The organism is Burkholderia gladioli, assembly GCF_000959725.1.
GTDB lineage: Bacteria > Pseudomonadota > Gammaproteobacteria > Burkholderiales > Burkholderiaceae > Burkholderia > Burkholderia gladioli.
This window is the reverse complement of record NZ_CP009321.1, coordinates 181,547-198,740: the sequence shown is the minus strand read 5'-3', so window position 1 is coordinate 198,740 and position 17,194 is coordinate 181,547. Positions and strand designations below refer to the sequence as shown.

Annotated in this window: 16 protein-coding genes and 6 pseudogenes; 9 read left to right on the top strand and 13 right to left on the bottom strand. The window is 60.4% G+C overall.

Annotation, left to right across the window (positions count from 1 at the left end; all coding sequences use genetic code 11):
• Window positions 1-222: 222 nt before the first annotated feature.
• Together BM43_RS38185 and BM43_RS01335 are read right to left on the bottom strand one after the other, a co-directional pair.
• A pseudogene (locus BM43_RS38185) lies at window positions 223-315 on the bottom strand (IS6 family transposase); the annotation flags it as partial.
• A 69-nt stretch (window positions 316-384) separates the two neighbouring features.
• On the bottom strand, window positions 385-1,326 hold the full coding sequence (locus BM43_RS01335) for a LysR family transcriptional regulator (RefSeq protein WP_036052813.1): 942 nt from the start codon (window positions 1,324-1,326) through the stop codon (window positions 385-387).
• Window positions 1,327-1,458: 132 nt separating this feature from the next.
• On the opposite strand from BM43_RS01335, the gene BM43_RS01330 reads away from it, so the two are divergent.
• Both BM43_RS01330 and BM43_RS42100 read left to right on the top strand, forming a co-directional pair.
• A complete protein-coding gene (locus BM43_RS01330) occupies window positions 1,459-2,061 on the top strand; it encodes an NADPH-dependent F420 reductase (RefSeq protein WP_036047853.1) in 603 nt (200 codons plus the stop codon).
• A gap of 3 nt (window positions 2,062-2,064) precedes the next feature.
• Window positions 2,065-2,148, top strand: a pseudogene (locus BM43_RS42100) (SRPBCC domain-containing protein); the annotation flags it as partial.
• Here the strand turns inward: BM43_RS42100 and BM43_RS01325 are convergent.
• From BM43_RS01325 to BM43_RS01305, 5 genes and pseudogenes are all read right to left on the bottom strand, one after another.
• Window positions 2,127-2,606, bottom strand: a pseudogene (locus tag BM43_RS01325) (error-prone DNA polymerase); the annotation flags it as partial. The pseudogenes BM43_RS42100 and BM43_RS01325 overlap by 22 nt on opposite strands.
• A 562-nt stretch (window positions 2,607-3,168) precedes the next feature.
• Window positions 3,169-4,275: an alkene reductase gene (locus BM43_RS01320; RefSeq protein ID WP_172535075.1), complete on the bottom strand. Its 1,107-nt coding sequence runs from the start codon at window positions 4,273-4,275 to the stop codon at window positions 3,169-3,171.
• A 170-nt stretch (window positions 4,276-4,445) separates the two neighbouring features.
• Window positions 4,446-5,126, bottom strand: a complete 681-nt coding sequence (locus tag BM43_RS01315) for a DsbA family oxidoreductase (protein ID WP_036047859.1) — start codon at window positions 5,124-5,126, stop codon at window positions 4,446-4,448.
• A gap of 68 nt (window positions 5,127-5,194) precedes the next feature.
• Entirely contained in the window at window positions 5,195-5,536 is a 342-nt protein-coding gene (locus tag BM43_RS01310; protein WP_036047862.1) for a carboxymuconolactone decarboxylase family protein, read from the bottom strand.
• A 129-nt stretch (window positions 5,537-5,665) separates the two neighbouring features.
• A complete protein-coding gene (locus BM43_RS01305; protein WP_036047864.1) occupies window positions 5,666-6,229 on the bottom strand; it encodes a TetR/AcrR family transcriptional regulator in 564 nt (187 codons plus the stop codon).
• Window positions 6,230-6,506: 277 nt separating this feature from the next.
• Between BM43_RS01305 and BM43_RS01300 the strand changes: the two genes are divergently transcribed.
• The 4 genes from BM43_RS01300 to BM43_RS38180 all read left to right on the top strand — a co-directional run bounded on the left by BM43_RS01300 (window position 6,507) and on the right by BM43_RS38180 (window position 10,121).
• Entirely contained in the window at window positions 6,507-7,061 is a 555-nt protein-coding gene (locus tag BM43_RS01300) for an OsmC family protein (RefSeq protein WP_036047866.1), read from the top strand.
• 158 nt (window positions 7,062-7,219) lie between these two features.
• Window positions 7,220-7,990, top strand: a complete 771-nt coding sequence (locus BM43_RS01295; RefSeq protein WP_036047868.1) for an SDR family NAD(P)-dependent oxidoreductase — start codon at window positions 7,220-7,222, stop codon at window positions 7,988-7,990.
• Between the two features lie 219 nt (window positions 7,991-8,209).
• On the top strand, window positions 8,210-9,385 hold the full coding sequence (metC, locus tag BM43_RS01290) for a cystathionine beta-lyase (protein ID WP_036047869.1): 1,176 nt from the start codon (window positions 8,210-8,212) through the stop codon (window positions 9,383-9,385).
• Window positions 9,386-9,515: 130 nt separating this feature from the next.
• Window positions 9,516-10,121, top strand: a complete 606-nt coding sequence (locus tag BM43_RS38180) for a cupin domain-containing protein (RefSeq protein ID WP_080742020.1) — start codon at window positions 9,516-9,518, stop codon at window positions 10,119-10,121.
• A 3-nt stretch (window positions 10,122-10,124) separates the two neighbouring features.
• On the opposite strand, the pseudogene BM43_RS38175 reads toward BM43_RS38180, so the two are convergent.
• The 6 genes and pseudogenes from BM43_RS38175 to BM43_RS40010 all read right to left on the bottom strand — a co-directional run.
• Window positions 10,125-10,289 (bottom strand): annotated as a pseudogene (locus BM43_RS38175) (integrase core domain-containing protein); the annotation flags it as partial.
• Window positions 10,290-10,315: 26 nt separating this feature from the next.
• Window positions 10,316-11,881, bottom strand: a complete 1,566-nt coding sequence (tnpC, locus tag BM43_RS01285) for an IS66 family transposase (protein WP_036047871.1) — start codon at window positions 11,879-11,881, stop codon at window positions 10,316-10,318.
• 31 nt (window positions 11,882-11,912) lie between these two features.
• On the bottom strand, window positions 11,913-12,263 hold the full coding sequence (gene tnpB / locus BM43_RS01280; RefSeq protein ID WP_036047872.1) for an IS66 family insertion sequence element accessory protein TnpB: 351 nt from the start codon (window positions 12,261-12,263) through the stop codon (window positions 11,913-11,915).
• Window positions 12,239-12,715 (bottom strand): IS66-like element accessory protein TnpA, encoded by a 477-nt coding sequence (tnpA, locus tag BM43_RS01275; RefSeq protein ID WP_045577429.1) that lies wholly within the window; start codon window positions 12,713-12,715, stop codon window positions 12,239-12,241. The genes tnpB (BM43_RS01280) and tnpA overlap by 25 nt, the downstream gene beginning before the upstream one ends.
• Before the next feature lie 116 nt (window positions 12,716-12,831).
• Window positions 12,832-13,733 (bottom strand): annotated as a pseudogene (locus BM43_RS01270) (IS3 family transposase); the annotation flags it as partial.
• Window positions 13,734-14,171: 438 nt separating this feature from the next.
• On the bottom strand, window positions 14,172-14,483 hold the full coding sequence (locus BM43_RS40010; protein WP_144417612.1) for a hypothetical protein: 312 nt from the start codon (window positions 14,481-14,483) through the stop codon (window positions 14,172-14,174).
• 262 nt (window positions 14,484-14,745) lie between these two features.
• Between BM43_RS40010 and BM43_RS01260 the strand changes: the two genes are divergently transcribed.
• From BM43_RS01260 to tnpC (BM43_RS01250), 3 genes and pseudogenes are all read left to right on the top strand, one after another.
• Window positions 14,746-15,228, top strand: coding sequence for a transposase (locus BM43_RS01260; RefSeq protein WP_036047873.1), 483 nt, complete (start codon window positions 14,746-14,748; stop codon window positions 15,226-15,228).
• Window positions 15,204-15,557, top strand: coding sequence for an IS66 family insertion sequence element accessory protein TnpB (gene tnpB, locus BM43_RS01255; protein WP_036047875.1), 354 nt, complete (start codon window positions 15,204-15,206; stop codon window positions 15,555-15,557). Before BM43_RS01260 ends, tnpB (BM43_RS01255) begins: the two co-directional genes overlap by 25 nt.
• Window positions 15,558-15,589: 32 nt before the next feature.
• A pseudogene (gene tnpC, locus BM43_RS01250) lies at window positions 15,590-17,171 on the top strand (IS66 family transposase).
• Window positions 17,172-17,194 lie beyond the last annotated feature (23 nt).

Below are 17,194 nucleotides of genomic sequence, written 5' to 3'. Positions count from 1 at the left end.
AGCGGCCTCGCAGAATCGGATGGCGGAATGGCTGGGCCGCCGCCCAAGCCAGCCGTCATGCCGGCCCGCAAACCGGAGCAGCCACGGAACGAATCTGACATACGGTACGCCGCGGCACCCTCGGCGTACGAGAAGAACGTGACTCTGGCTGCCGCCACGGGCGAGGGCGCTCTCACGTTAGCGGAGTATGTTCACAAGGGGCGCGAGCGCGACCTGCATGTTTCATGCGGCAGACGGATTCTGGGTGACCTCGGTCAATTCACGCCACGCCGAGAAGCGTACGGCGAGGTGTTTGCGAAAAAGCGAAGCGCGCAATCATCCTGCAGCGGAACGGTCCATCCGGATGTCGCGTATTGCGTGGGGAAGGGACACTTCAGAAGTAAATCAATCAGGTCGAAACCTGCTAAAGGGCATTGGTACGGCGTCAGATCGCTCCCATAGGGTCTTCAGATGGTCGACGAACCATTTACCCGCAGGTCCCGGCGGCTGCGACGGCTGGTGATACACCGACATGGTCAGCATCCAGCCGCTGGGCGGCATGTCGTCCACGTCCAGCACGACAAGCGTACCTGCCGCGATGTCCTTCTCGACCATGTGCAAGGGCATCCCCCCCCATCCCACGCAGTCTTTAAGAAACGCATATTTCGTGGACAGGTCCGCGAGACGCCAAGTCGAAGCCGAAGCAACCCCGAAGTCTCGACCTGCGGTGAGATCGGACCGGTCCGTCAGCACCAGTTGGACGTGTTTAGCCAACTCGCGCCGCGGGATTCGCTGGCCCACGCTCGCGAGCGGATGGCCTGCCGCAGCAACGGCGACCAGTGGCAGTTCGCCAATTCGCTCGCTGACCAATGATGGAAAGGCCTGTGGCAAGGGCGGCAGGATGCCCAAACTGCATCGCCCATCAAGAACGGGTTGATACGCCGCTCCCAGCCCTTCGACGAAAAGCCGCAACGGCGTCAACGGAAACCGCTCTGCGAATGTCTTTGCGACGGCACTGACCACCGCCGTCGGGAAGAAAACATCGACCACCACCGAAAGCTCTGCCTCCACGCCCGAAGTCATCAGCCTGGCGCGTGCCTTCAGCGTGTCCACGCCGGCGACGATGTTGCGGGCATCGGCGAGCAACAGCACGCCCTCAGGCGTGAGCTTTGGGAATCGGCCCGAGCGGTCGAACAGTACGACGTCCAGTTGCTCCTCCAGTCCGCCGACCCAGCCGCTCACCGCGGACTGCACGCGGTTGAGCTTGCGGGCGGCCGCCGAAAAACTGCCCTCATCCACGGCGGCAATGAAGGTTCTGAGTTGATCCAGCGAGATCCCATCCAGCATTAGCGCGTCATCCATCTCTGAGATAGATGGATTGTATCTCGATATGCCGACTTCCCAGATGCATGTCGCGCTGCGATGATTTCACCCAGTGCAGCGACGTTCTTGTGAAGCGCAATCAACTCGGGAGTTTTCATGGCCTTTTCCATCATCGGCAGCGGCAGCGTCGGCACCGCCATTGCCCGTCAATTTGCCCGCAGCGGCGTCCCGATCGGCATCGCGAATACGCGCGGGCCGGAGTCCATCATTTCTTTGGCCGGCGAGTTGGGCGGCACGGTAGTTCCCCTCATGCTACATGCGGCACTCGAGGCCGACGTGATCATCCTGGCGGTCCCGTTCCGGGCGCACCGCGACGTCGCCAAAGCTGCGGCGAGCTGGCAGGGCAAAGTCGTTATCGACGCCACCAACGCCTACGGAGTGCCGCTGGCCGAACTGGACAACCTGCCTTCTTCGGTGATCGTGGCGAAAGCATTTCCGGGCGCATCGCTCGTCAAGGCGTTCAATCATTTGCCAGCCAAAGTACTGGCCGAGGATCCCGTGACTGCCGGTGTTCGTCGAGTGATCTTTCTGTCTAGCGACGACGAGGCTGCAAGCGCAACGGTCGCCGCCCTCGTCGGGCGGCTAGGCTACGCGGCGGTCAATCTCGGCAAGATCGCCGAAGGCGGTCAACTCGTGCAGGCCCGGGACAGAAGTTGGGCGCCGCTAATTTTCCAGGACCTCTTCAAGAAGGAGCAATAAGCCATGTACGACCATGTCATCTGGCCGGAGCGCTACGACCCGAAAACGTCGGCCATCTACGCGCTCAACGATATCGACGTGAACGCGAGGATGTCCACTTTCAAGATCCCGAGCGCCTCGATGTCATCCTTGTCCCATTGGATGATCGTGCGATCTTCCATCGCGGCGTTCTCGATCGGCACCATGCGCGAGAGTTTCGTGCGACTGATCACGAAGCCGCCGGAGTGCTGCGACAGGTGCCTCGGGTAGCCGAGCAGGGCGGTGGCAAACGCGGCCCACTGTTGATTCAGGGGTGCCTCGACGTCGAGCCCGGCCTCAGCGAATCGCGCGAGCAGATCCGCTTTCGAATCGAACCAGTGATGCGCCTTCGCGACGCGATCGACGATGATGGGATCAACGCCCAGCGCCTTGCCGGCCTCGCGCAGCGCGCCTCGCGGGCGGTAGGTCGACACCGCCGCGGTCAGTGCCGCGCGATCGCGTCCGTACTTGGCGTAGATATACTGCATAACCTCTTCCCTACGCTGGTGCTCGAAGTCGACGTCGATATGGCATCCAGTCCTACTCTACCGATCGCGTTCTTCTTTCATCCAAGCCAAGATCACTTTGGGCAGCAAAGCGCGATGTTGAGATGAAGGCTTATCACGTTAGCAGCAGTTGCACTGCGACGACTGCCACCGCGGGCGGCTCCGAATGGAGGAAAAAGTCGTGCTTTTCAGGGGTGCCGCGGCCGGCATAGGCGCTGCGACCGCGTGAGTTGCATGCATGCAGAGCACGACTCGAACTAACCGCTGCGCCACAGGCTCCAGTGGACCGCCCGGCGAGCAGAGATTCACCGAGCGCTTCCTATCGCTGTTTTTCAAGCAGACTTGCCCACACGTTCACGTTCACGTTAACGGAAGAAGCAGGTCTGCTGCAATCCGGCTTATCGGGCTGCTCGGCTCGGCTAAGACTGGGGCGCCGAATACGGCGATCACAAGAAGCATCGGAAGCGTGCTGGTCGTATTCTTCCGACAGGCATTCCATTTTGTGCGGATTCCGACCGCTGTTCGCTTGCGGTCGGAATCTAAGTTGACTTCGGCTGTGTGTCTGGCAATCGGTTCGTAGCGACTACGCGACTTCCTGCTCGAAAGCCGGATAGTCGGTGTAGCCCTTTGCGCCAACAACGCCATAAAAGGTCGAACGGTCGGGGTCTGTGAGCGGCCAGCCGTTTTTCATCCGTTCCACCAGGTCGGGGTTGGAGATATAGGCCGTGCCGAACGCGATCAGGTCCAGTTCTCCCTTCGCCAGTTCGGCTTCGGCCAGGTTCTGAGTGAAGCCACCGGCGCCGATCAGCGTGCCTTGGTAGGCCTTGCGGAAGGCGGCACCAAAGCCATCCGGTGTGCCTGCAGCTGAAATGGTCGTCTGATAGTTCAGATGCACGAAAGCCAAGTTCCTTTCGTTCAGGGCCGACGCCATGCTCGCCCACGCATCGGCCTCACCTTCGAAGGGTTGCATATCGTAGATGCGGCCGAACGGCGAGACCCGCACCCCCACTTTTTCTGCGCCAATTGCGTCGGCCAGGGCGTCGAGCGTCTCCAGCAAAAAGCGCTGGCGATTGGCGATGGAACCGCCATACTGGTCGGTGCGGGTGTTCAGTGCACTGCTGAGAAACTGATCGAACAGGAAGGCATTGGCCGCCATCACTTCGACGCCGTCAAAGCCCGCCTCCATCGCACGACGCGCGGATGCAACGAAGTCCTGAACGACGCGCTGCACTTCGACCGTGGTCAACGCACGCGGCGTGCTTGGCAGAACAGGGCCTTCCTTGCCCGGTTCGGCCCATGCGTAGACCATGGTCGTGGTCGCTGGTACCTCGCCTGCCGACACCGGTGCGGCATTGCCCGGCTGGATGGAAACGTGGGACAGGCGACCAACATGCCAGAGCTGGGCGAAGATCTTGCCACCCTTTTCATGCACGGCGTCGGTCACCTTGCGCCATCCTTCCGTCTGCTCGTCGGTGTACAGGCCTGGCGTATACAGATAGCCGCGGCCCTCCTCGGAGACCGGCAGACCTTCGGTGATGATCAGCCCGGCTGAAGCGCGCTGCGCGTAGTAGAGCGCCGTCAGGTCCGTAGGGATGTTATCGGGCGTGCGCGTTCGCGTCATCGGTGCCATGACAACACGGTTGGCTAGCGGTGTACCGGAGAGATCGTAGGGCGTAAACAATTTACTCATCATGTCGCTCAAAATGAAAGTGCGCCAGCGCGCTGGTTGAATCTCGGGTTGATCGGAAAATGAACTGGATGGCAATCGACTTCCAGCCTCTTCAGTTCAGAGATTCCTCAAGCAGTCCTGGGAAGCGAACCGCCAGAGGAGTTGATCGCAGTTACGGATGCATTGCGTGTCTAACCTGTGCAACCATCAATGCTGCAGATCACGGCCTGCGTGTCGTCTGTCTCGTCCGGTACGTTACCGGCCGCGTCGAGCAGCGCCTTCTCGAACACGCCTACTTCACGGGCGCCCGAAAGATGAAAACTCTTGTTGAAGACAAACAGGGGCACACCGTTGGCGATCCGGTTCGCCTCCATTTCATCTCGCGCGATCTCCGACGCGATTTCACGATCCTCGAAGCTGAACGATGCGCCGGGGAAGCCACTGCCTTTTGCAAGATCGAGAAGCGCGGTTCGGTCAAAGATGTCGACTCCATCGGTAGTGGCGCCCCGGAAGATCCGTTCGATCATCCGTTGCCTGTCCTCTGGTGTTCTGATGCTTTTGACCAGTAAGTGCGCATCCGTCGTGTCGCCAAAGCGCATGGTCTCGAATCGGTAGGTGAGGCCCTCTCCGGCACCGGCCGAGGCCACCGCGTCCATCATCCTCCCGGCCGCCACCGGATTGCCGAACTTCGCATAAAGCGCGTCTGTAAAGCCGGCCGGAGCCATGCCTTTGGCGAGACGATAGGACCTCGGTGTGACGACAACCTCGATCCGGTCCGCCACGCCCATCGCCGCTTTTTCCAGGCGCCGTTTGGCGATCCAGCACCACGGGCAGACAAAGTCCGACCACACTTCTACATTGACCCGCTTCATGTTTCATCCTCAGCTAGAGATTGCGCTTACTAACGCTCCGCCCAGAGAGTTAGCGCCGGACTGGATACTTACTGACGAGCGAGGTGGTCCATAGCGTCGAGAACATGCGTGCTATAGACCACCGCAGCGCCAGCGTTGAGATTGATGGCAACACCGAGCGCTTCTGCAACTTCTTCGGTCGTGACACCCAGCTTTTTAGCTTCAGCTGCATGGAATGCGATACAGCCGTCACAGCGCGTGGTGACCGCAACCGCCAGTGCAATCAGCTCCCGCGTCTTTGGGTCAAGGTGACCGGTCTTGGCCCCGGCGCCGCCAAGCATGGCGATTCCTTTGACCGTGTCCGGGGTATAGCGGGCCAGCTCATGCACGCGGCGGGTGACGGCTGCGATTGTTTCAGTCCAGTTCAGCATGGTTTCTCTCCAGATAGCTACCAACTAGTTGGTAGTGTAAAGATGCAAATAAAAGAACCATGTTCAGCGGTGAAGATGGTTCCCGGGAAATTCAGACGCGCAACACAGCTGACGGCAGGCGGTGTCTGATCATGACGCGGCGACAATGAGCCGGATAATGCTGCTGTCGAGCGACTCGCCTTCCTTCATGGCCCAGTCAACGAAGCTGGCCCCTTCGAGCACGCTCAAAACCTGATACGCCTTCCGTCTGCTGCCCGCGCCGGCTGGAATTTCGCCATCAGCGATGCCCTTGTCGATAACCTTCGCCAGCCAGCGCAATTGCAGATCGAAGAACCGGTGCGTGAGCTTTTGCAGCTCTGGCGGTAGAGCTGTCATTTCGGCAGCAAGGGCACCGCACAAAGGCAGTAAGGTTCCGTCACTGCTGGCGCGAAACGTTTCAAAGAAGCCGTTCAATCTGCCCCACAAGCCACTGTTTTCCCGCTCGATCCGCTCAAACGCCTCCACGACTCGCGCGACATATGCCTCGACAATGGCAATTCCCAAATCCTCCTTTGTGGGGAAATGGTGGTGAATGCTAGCCTTGCGGATACCGACGGTCCCTACCAGATCCGCGTAGCTAAAAGCCGCATAGCCTCTCGTTCTCATCAGATTTTCTGCCGCCTGTACCAGCGCCTCACGCGTTCCTGCTGCCATACATCCCCCGGCATATCGCCATTTTCGGTGTCGAGCCTATTGACTGCCTCAACGAAACAGTAGTCTACCTACTAGTTGGGTCGTTGTCAAACGTGCGGGACGCGGCTTGGCAACGGCACATTGGCTGATACGTCACCTTGTGCACTGCACCAGACTTCGGCACTTCCCGTGACGCGTCAGTGGGACGAAAAACTTCTTGCTCGCCAGACCAACTAGATGGTAGGCTTTCTCGGCACTTTGGACATTTCTGCGCGAAAGCGCTTCCAGGAGAACCGTAATGAGCACTCACCCCAATGGGATCGACGTACCGGCTTTGCAGCAGTTTGTGCAGGAAGTGGCCAGCGACGTCTCAAAGCGCAACGCGCGCTTCAACGTCAACACGAAATGGGAGCACCAGACCCGATCCGTGGCGACCGTCAGTCACTACACGTTGGGCGGGGTGACCCACCAGCGGCATTTTGAGATCGCCGCGGATGAGCCGACCGAGTTGTTGGGCAAGAACAGCGCGCCTAACCCTCAGGAGCTGCTTATGGCCGCGCTCAATGCCTGCCTCACAGTGGGGTACGTTGTGAACGCTGCTGCGATGGGTATTACGGTTCACAGCCTTGAAATCGAAACTGACGGCGAACTGGATCTGCGCGGCTTCCTGGGTCTCGACGAAACCGTCAACCCCGGTTACGACGAAGTGAGCTATGTCGTTCGCCTGCACACCGACGCGTCGCGTGAACGGGTAGAGGAACTGCACAGGATTGTGACCAGAACCTCGGTCAACCTCGCCAATTTCTCGAAGGCGATCCGTATGGTGCCGACGCTGGAAGTTCGCGAAGGATAGCCACAACGTGCGCTATCGGCTTGCCTCGCTGATGTCCCGCGCTTGTGGCGGGACAGATCGAAGCACGGGCCACCGCAAGGCGGAGGCAGTGGGCGCGCGGTTCATGCAGCGCGTCGTAGCCTGGCATGCGGATCCAATCCTGAATCTCGGAGCATCAAATGAACGAATTTACCGGTAAGAAACTTCTTGTCGTTGGTGGCACTAGCGGTATCGGACTGGAGACAGCCAGACAGGTGCTAGAAAGCGGTGGCAGCGTCGTATTAACGGGTAGTAGAAAGGAAAAAGCCGAAGCGGTGCGCGCGGAACTGAGCCAGCTCGGCCCCGTATCCGTGATTGCGGCGGACCTCATGACTGAACAGGGCATGAACGCTATCCGCGAGGAGATCAACGCGAATCATCGCGATATCTCGCTGATGGTCAATTCGGCCGGGATTTTCGCGCCCAAATCCTTCATTGACCATGAAGAGTCCGATTACGACATGTACCTGTCGCTCAACCGCGCGACCTTCTTCATTACGCGGGACGTGGTCAGGAACATGCGGGCCACCGGGCACCATGGTGCGATTGTCAACGTCGGGTCCATCGGAGCGCAGGCAGCGCTCGGCGGCTCGCCGGCCTCCGCGTATTCGATGGCAAAAGCCGGCCTTCACGCCTTCACGCGAAATCTCGCCATCGAACTGGCCGATTCCGGGATTCGCGTCAACGCAGTCTCCCCGGCCATCGTGCAGACCTCCATCTACGAAGGCTTCATGGCGAAAGAAGACATTGCCGATGCCATGAAGGCGCTGGAGTCGTTCCATCCGCTCGGCCGCGTCGGCAGACCTGAAGACGTTGCAAATACCATCGTGTTTCTGCTCTCCGAGAAGACGTCGTGGGTGACCGGCGCCATCTGGGATGTGGACGCCGGTGTAATGGCGGTACGCAGTTAAAGCCAGCCGTCGCGCGCGTGCGCTGCCTTCCTGCCGGCAGCAGCACGTACATGTCGACACGGGATCGCCAGGTCCCTGGATCGCCGGTTAAGCGCAAGGTCTGAACCTCTTTGCGAGCCGCCGTCCTGGAAACATCTGACTCGCCATTGTGCTGAACAGACACCAGCCTGCTCACTGCGCGGTACATGGCAAACCTACTCAATCCTTATCGGAATGCAAATGAGTGAAACCAGGCTTGCCATGCAAATGGACACCACGATTGCCCACGCTGGAAGTGATCCCGCGTCCCATCACGGATTTGTCAATCCGCCGATCTATCGCGGTTCAACCGTGGTGTTTCCAGACGTCGAGACAATGTCTCGCGGTGGACAACGGTATCAATACGGACGTTGGGGCAACCCGACTACCTCAGCGCTGACGCAGGCCATTACCGCGCTGGAAGATGCCGCCGGCACCGTTCTCTGTCCGTCTGGCCTGTCGGCCTGCACGACAGCGATTCTGACCGCAGTGGGCACCGGTGACCATCTGTTGATGCCCGACAATGTCTATGGACCCGCCCGGCAATTCTGCGACACGGTCGGCGCACGTATGGGTCTCGAAACCACGTACTATGATCCGCTTATTGGTGCAGACATCGAGTCGTTGATTCGCCCCAATACGGCTGCGATCTACACCGAATCGCCTGGCTCGCACACCTTCGAGATACAGGATGTGAGGGCGATCGCAGACGTGGCGCATCGCCACGACGCGCTCGTCATCATGGATAACACGTGGGCGACGCCTTTGTATTTCCAGCCGATTGCAGCGGGAGTGGATCTTTCCGTGATGGCGGCGACAAAATATGTCGTCGGACACTCGGATGCACTGGTCGGCACCGTCGCAGCGTCCCCACTGGCGTGGGAAAGACTCCGGGCGTTTCATCTTCAGATGGGACTTTATGTCAGCCCGGATGACGTCGCTCTGACTCTGCGGGGACTTCGCACGATGTCAGTGCGGCTTGCCCGCCATCAGGAAAGCGCACTGAAAGTGGCCCGGTGGCTTGAGAGCCGTGAGGAAGTGTCGCGTGTCATTTACCCCGCGTTACCTTCCCATGCCAACCATGATCTTTGGGTGCGGGACTTTGCGGGTGCAAGCGGGCTGTTCTCGTTTGTGACCAGACCGGCGCCACAGGCTTCGGTTAGCAGCATGCTCAACGAACTGTCCTTTTTCGCCATCGGCTATTCGTGGGGCGGCTTTGAAAGTCTGGCCATGCAGGTCGATCCACGCAAGATGCGTAGCGCGACCACATGGACGGACGAAGGTCATCTGATCCGTTTGCACATCGGACTTGAGAACCCGGACGACCTGATCGATGATCTGAAGCGCGGACTCGAGCGCTTCGACGCGCATGCATGAACGGGTCGCGTTGCGGTGGGGTAATGACGTGCCGCCTGGAATGCCGGAGCCGGGGGGGGGGTCGAGCCGTCCTGCTGTTGCTGGACAGATGTCTGGCACATCGCCAATACTGTATTGATGAGGCGATTTCATGGATGCACTTTCTGACGTCCTTCACCGTGCCCACTTCGAAGCGGCTGTCTACCTGTGCGGCGATTTCTGTGCACCCTGGCGGATTGCCTGGCCGCTGCAGCGGGCTCAGTGCGCGACTTTTCCGCGGCCCGCACGATGCGTCGCCCCCTATTACATTTTGATCCAGGGAGGCTGTTGGGTTTGCCCCGTCGACGATCGGGCTGCTGCAATCCGGGCCAATGAAGGAGAATTCATTGTCCTGCCGCGCGGCCAGGCGCATCTGATCGGCAGCTCGCGCGAAGCGGTGCAAGAGTCAGCGGTGAATCCGCCGATTTACCTGAGTCCGGCGCCGGGCGAACCCGTTGAATTGGATGCCAGCGGCCGCACGGCGCAAACCCGTCTGATCTGCGGCTTTTTAGCCTGTCACGATACCCTTACGAATCCGGTACTTCTGGGGCTGCCCAGCATCTTCAAGACCGACCTGCGGAACGATCCACATTCGCCGTGGCTTGAATGGACCCTTGAGCTTGCTGCCGCAGAGGCGGCCGGATGGAGCGCGGGAAGCGCGGTCGTGCTGGCCCGGTTGTCGGGTAGTCCCCCCGTTTTTAACGGCGGTCAGAAGTAGAGGTTATGGCGCGATAAGCAACTTCTGTTTCGGCGGTACGCCGCCAATGGCCGTGTTCGGGCGTTCGTGATTGTATGACCACAGCCACTTCGTCGCATACTCCTGAACGTCGGCCACGGTCTCGAAGAGGTAATGGGCGAGCCAGTCGTATCGAACCGTTTTGTTGTAAGTATGCGGTCTTTTAATGACGCCCCTCAGCGGTTGAGAGCAGCAGGCATTCTCCAAGGCATGAGATCGGCGTAGTCGTCGGCGGTTGCAGCGAGCGGCAACCTGGTGAACAGCCAGACTAGATAGCGGTATGGGTCGACGCCATTCGCCTTGCAGGTCTCGACCAGTGAGTAGAGATTGGCGCTGGCCTGCGCACCGGCAACCGTATCCGAGAACAGCCAGCCCTTGCGGCCGACGACGAACGGCCGGATCGCGTTCTCGCACAGGTTGTTCGAGATCGGCCAGTTGCCGTTCTCGACGTAGCGGACCAGCTTGGGCCACTGTCCGCTCATGTACTGCAATGCCTTGCCGAGCAGACTCGACGGCACGATGTCCGGCAGATGCTCGACCAGCATGCGCTCGATGATGGAGAGCACGCGGGCGCTGTATCGGGCGCGCAGTCGCTGCCGGCGTTCGGGCGCCCACTTCGCACTGCGCGCCTCGGCTGCGAACAGCTTACCGATCAGCACGACGAAGCGTGTGGCCAGCAGATCCGGTGAGCGTGCCGTCTTCGGCACCGACTCCTCAGCCTTGATGAAGCCGCGGCGCACGTGTGCCCAGCATCCGAGATGCACGAGTTGGTGATCGTGGGCGATGCCGTTATAGAGCTCGTAGCCATCCGTCATCAGCGCAGTGCCGGGCTGTACGCCGGCATACAGCTTCTGCGCATGCTGGGCGCCGCGCCCCGGCGAGTACGAGAACATCCGTACCGGCGGCCCTGAGCCGTTGACCTGCGCCCATAGGTAGCTCTTCGCCTGCGGTCTTCGTCCCGGCTCCTTCAGCACCTGGAACGTGGTTTCGTCGCCGTAGATCAAGTTCGATTCGAGCAGCGCGTCGCGCATCAGGTTGATCACCGGCTGCGTGGCGAGCCCCACCCGCACCACGCTGGCGGCCAGCGTGTTCGACGAGATGTCGCCGCCGAAGCGACGCAGCAGCGTGGCCTGGCGATACAGTGGCATACCGTACTGGTACTTGCCGGTGATGATCCACGCCAGCGCGGATTCCGTGAGCAGCCCGCGCGCAATGATGCGCGCTGGTGCCGGCGTAACCTTGATACCGAGATCACAGCACGGGCAGGCGTACTTGACCCGCTGGTGCTGAACGACGCGCACCTGCTCGGGAATCACGTCGAGCTGTTCGCTCGTTTCCACGCCGATCTCGACGAGAGCATGGCCATCATGCGCGCAGAACCGTTCGGACTCGGGCAACTCGTGCCGCACGACCTCGCGCGGCAGGTTCGGATCGAGGGGTTTGCGCCCGCGCTTGCCTCGCGTGTGGGCGGCGACCGATGTGCCGGGCACGTCCTCGCGCGCGGGCGCGTCGGTAGCCGTCGCAAGTGCCTCGGCTTCGTTGAACAGGCCGAGCTGATCGGCATGGCGCGCTTCGCTCGATGCGCCGAACAGTTCGTGCTTGTAGGCCCGCAGCTTCTCTTCGGCCAGATCGCGCTGAGCCGTCACGAGCCGAAGCTCACCGCGCAGCGCATCGCGTTCGGCGCTCGCGGCAATCAGCGCCTTGTACTCCTCGGCGCTCAACATGACGGGGTTGTTCGGCATGGCCGATTAGACCATGTCACCCGCGTGGTGTTCAGCTCATCCGCGCGTAATATCGCTGGGGATGCTTCTGGATCACGGCCAGGTCGATTCCGTCGAGCAGCCAATGCAACTGCTCAACGCTGAGCGTGATCGTGTCGCCTCCGTTCGGCCAGACGAAGCGGTCGGCTTCGAGTCGCTTGAGCAGCAACCAGAAACCGTTGCCGCCCCAGCCGAGGATCTTGACTCGATCACGACGGCGGTTGCCGAAGACGAACAGTGCCGAGGTCATAGGGTTCAGGCGCATCGCCTGTTCGACCAGGATCGACAGCCCGTTGATGCCCATGCGGAAGTCGACCGGATCGCGATGCAGGTAGACCTTCAGCCCTTCGTCGAACCGGAACACGGCAGCCTCCCGAGCATCTGGACGAGTATCGTCAGCTCATCGAAGTTCGCCTGGCTCAACTCCAAGGAAACGCCGTTTGGTAAGTGCACATTCAGCGAGAACACTGCAGCCGATATAGCCGGAGTGGGGGCAGCTGCAGAGGTGACGACCTGCATAAAGGCGGATTCCTCAGGCACGGGAGCCGTCGACAACTCGACGCGAGCCTCTCGTGACGACTCCGTCGCGGAGCTGACTATCTCGCCCGCGGCTTGTTCGCGCTGATACTTGGAAATCCACGTCCGAACGAGGTTCGGATTGATGTCGTGTTCCATGGCCGTCCGCGCGATAGACACCCCAGGCTTCAGACACGCCTGTATCAACTCGCGCTTCGCATCCTCGTCGTACTTGCGCCGTCCGTCTCGCTTGAGATCGACCACCAACCGGCTCTGCAAACCTCCATCTTGCTCGTTCATGCACACCTGTCCACGCTCATTGAACATGGACACGTAGCCTCGGGGAATCAGCCTCGCCGTGCAATGGCGTCCTTCAAAGACCGCTTACTGTTGTAACGCTCGATGTACGCGTTCTATTGTGGCTTGCCGGGCTGGATAAACTGCAGAACGATGCCGCGTCGAGCGGCCCAGTCCCTGAGCGCATCGCTGACATATTCCGGTCCGTTGTCGCAGCGGATCTTCAGCGGCTTGCCGCGCCATTCGATCACCTGATCCAGGGACCGGATAACACGTAGCGCCGGCAACGAGAAGTCCACCTCGATGCACAGGCCTTCCCGGTTGAAGTCGTCAATCACGTTGAACAGCCGGATGCTACGCCCATCGGCAAGCTGATCGTGCATGAAATCCATTGACCAGCACTCGTTCAGTGCCTGCGGCACGGCCAGTGGTTCCGGTTGCTCACGCATCAGTCGTTTGCGTGGCTTGATCCGCAGATTCAGTTCCAGTTCGCGATAGATGCGGTAAACGCGTTTGTGATTCCAGACGAAGCCCTTCACGTTGCGCAGGTACAGGAAGCATAGGCCAAAGCCCCAGTTGCGCTGGTTATGCGTGAGTTTCACAAGCCACTCGGCGATCACCCCGTTTTCCGGGCAGCGCTTTGCCTGGTAGCGGTAGCAGGTCTCGCTCACGCCAAACGCCTCACAGGCCGCCCGTACGCTCATCGCCCGATCCTTGACAGCACGCATGGCCATCTCGCGCCGACGAGATGGCCTCACCACTTTTTTTCGAGCGCCTCACGCACCACTTCGGCCTTGAGTCGTTCTTCGGCGTACATCTTCTTGAGCCTCGCGTTCTCCGCTTCAAGCTCCTTCATCCGGGTCATCAGCGCCGCGTCCATGCCGCCGTATTTCGAGCGCCATTTGTAGAAGCTCGCGCTGCTCATCCCGTGCTCGCGGCACAACTCCGGCACGGGTGTTCCGGCTTCGGCCTGTTTCAAAATCCCGATGATCTGGCTTTCCGTGAATCTGGACGTCTTCATGCAAAATTTCCTGTCGATCCTGCTGCTAGAAAATTCTACCTTGAACACCCGTTAATTCTTGGGGGGACTACCGTTCAGCAAAACATGAAAATGAACTGAGCATCAGCAGTCCACTTACAGCCATGCGGCGAGCAATCATGTGCATTTCCCCTATACCGGCCGCGCCGGTCTTTTCCTGTGCCGACGTGGCCGGCGTTTTCCGTTGTCAGCGAAGCCAGCCGTAATGACGCATGGCTTCCTCAATTGCCGGCCGCCACCGAAGCGGGCAAGGCTTCACTCGCTCCCCTGTCCGCGCCCCTCGGAGTGGGAGCCCGTTCAATTCCTTGACGTGCGCGATCCAGCACGTCTGCGCAACGATGCCATGCCGCTGCTTCACGAACGTTTGTATGTCCTTGTAGCTGGCCACATCGTCCTCACTTGCGTGTGCTTTCCGATTGATTAGACATCTTGCTGCTGCTCGCCATTCTTCGACAGTTGGCCGCTCTTCAGCAGGTTCGCGGAACGGAGGTCGAGGTCGTTCGGCCACAGGCGCATCCGCAGCCGGTGCCAAATGTTTGGCCAACGATTGAAAACTAACCGGTCCATAAAGTATTCCGCGAGCGTCGCGTGTTCAGCGCACAGGTTCCATGCTTGCTGCACTCGCTCTGCGCTTCGCTGCACGACGTTCATTGCCTCAGGAACGTCTGTCGGGTGCATCGGCGCGCGCGAGGCATTTTGTGCGGCGGCAAATTGCTGCAGAAGCGTGTCCAAGTCCCTATGCCGCATCCGACAAAGCGTCAAGTGTGTACTTAACCGATCATCGAGGTCGAATAGCTGCGTCACTGCCACACCGTCATGAAGCGCAGACACGGTTGGCCGCAGTTGCCCGAGACGCTCAGCACGCCACCGAGATTGAGCCCATCCCCCGAGCGGTGGATCGATGGTTTGTATGCGATCCGTTAACGACGTCTTTCCAAGCCGAAGTAAAGGTCAGAAGCTAGGTGTCCACGTGGACACCTGCACACTGACATAGATGAATGAGACGAATGACCTCAAGAGCCGCCTGGTGATCGGCATGAAGCGCGACGGCCGGCGTGAGTACGACGAAGGCGCATTGAAGGAACTTGTCGAGCAGTGCCTGAAGCCGGGGGTGTCGATCGCCCGCATGGCAATCGAGCATGACGTCAATCCGAACCAGCTGCGCAAGTGGGTTGCAAAGTACCAGCAGAGGCAGCAAGAGCGTAGCCCGATGGCCGTCGACGGCGTGTCGATCGACATGCCGTCGGTCCGGTCACGAGCGATCGACCGGCCGCAACCGGCCTTCGTCCCTGTCGTTGCGACACCTCCTCCGATATCGCCCCCGCCATCACCTCCGACGATGAACCTCGCGTTGCAGGTGAGGCTGGCCAACGGTGTCGAGCTTGAGCTCGGCGGAGCTATCGCAACGCTGGACGAACTGACGACGCTGGTCCAGATCCTGGGGAGGCTGCCGTGTTCCGGTTCGACGACACCCTGAAGGTTTATCTGCACCGCGATCCGGTCGATTTCCGGTACGGCATGAACAGCCTGTCGATCCTCGTCGAACAGTCCATGCGCCTGAATCCGATGGACTCGTCGCTTTACATCTTCGGCAACCGGCGTCGCGACCGCATCAAGATCCTGGGCTGGGACGGTAGCGGTTTCTGGCTGCTCATGAAACGACTCGAGACGAGCCACTTCATCTGGCCCGACAGGAAGACCGCCGTCGTGACGATGACGCCGGACCTGCTGCACGCGCTGCTCGATGGTGACGATATTACGGCGATTCGGCAACATCCGACGCATGAATATCTTCGTGTGAGCTGAACGGGTAGACCCGCATGCCGGTCTAATCCGGCATGCCGATCAACGTCACGATCTCTGCCGATGAACTGACTGCGCTGCTCGCGATGCGTGAGGAGCACGCCGCACTTCGGCAGGAGCGCGACGAGCTGCGCAGCGCGGTACGATTGGTCACGGCCGAACGTGACCTTGCCGAAGAACGGCTGCGTTCCTACCGGCGCGAGCTGTTCGGCGCGAAGAGCGAAGCACGAGACTCCGATCAACTTGGCCTGTTCAACGAGGCCGAAGCGCTGGGCGCGACCGCAACACCCGCGACGGAAGACACGTCTGATACGACGGTCGCTGCCCACACGCGCAAGAAGCGCGGCCATCGCAAGCCGCTCGATCCCAACCTGCCGCGTGACATCGTACGGCACGAATTGCCCGAAGCCGAACGCTTCTGCGAAAACGACGGGCACGCGCTCGTCGTGTTTGGTGTGGAGATCAGCGAGCAACTCACGGTGATCCCCGAGCAGCTTCGCGTGATCCAGCATCAGCGCGTCAAGTACGTGTGTCCGTGCTGCGATCTGGGCATCAAGGTCACGCCGGCGCCGCCGCGCATCATCCCGCGCGGACTGTTGAGCGAGTCGGCGCTCGCGTGGATCGCCGCCGGCAAGTACCAGTTCGGTATGCCGATCTATCGCCAGGCCGGCTTGCTGCGTCGCTTCGGCGGCGATATCTCGTCGAACACGATCGCCGCCAGCATGGTCCGCGTCGGTCTCGCTGCGCAGCCCGTCATCAACCTGATGCGCGACGCATTGCTCGACGCTGAAGTGATCTACTGCGACGAGACGACGCTCCAGGTGCTGAAGGAAGAAGGCCGCCGCCCTCAGACGAAGAGCTATCTCTGGGCGCAAATGAGCGGCTCGGGCGCGCCCGTTCGTTGCTTCACCTATACGCCAGGTCGCGGCACAAAACTGGGCGAAAAACTGTTCACCGGCATCCGCAAGGGCGCGGTCCTGATGACCGACGGCTATGAGCCCTACAATGACATCGCTCGGCGTCACGAGCTCGTGCATCTGGGATGCTGGGTTCATGTGAGACGGTACTTCATCAAGGCCGAAGATGGCGTGCCGAAGGCCGCGCGTACGCCCGACCTGCTCGCGACACGCTTCATCAGGCTGATCGGCAAGCTGTTCGCCGCAGAGTCTCGCAGCGAGACGTGGGGGACCGAACGACGACAGCGATTGCGACGACGATACAGTGCGCGCGTGCTCGACGCGATCCATGAACTGATGCTCGAGCAGTCCGCCGGCGTCGTCCCGAAGAGCCTGCTCGGCAAGGGGCTGACTTACCTGCGCGAGCAGTGGCCCAAACTCATTCGCTATGTCGAGAACGGCGACTGGCCGATCAGCAACAACCCTTGCGAAAATGCAATCCGTCCATTCTGCGTCGGACGCCGCGGGATGGCTGTTCTCCGACACTGTCGACGGTGCGAACGCAAGCGCAAACCTCTACTCGCTGGTCGAGACCTGCAAGGCCAACGGCATCGATCCTTATCGTTATCTCACCTGGCTGTTTCAGCGTCTGCCGTTGGCGGAGGGCGTCGAAGACTATGACGCGCTGCTGCCCTGGAACATGCCTGTCGAACTGCGCTGATTAGAAGCCAGGTTCCGCTTCTC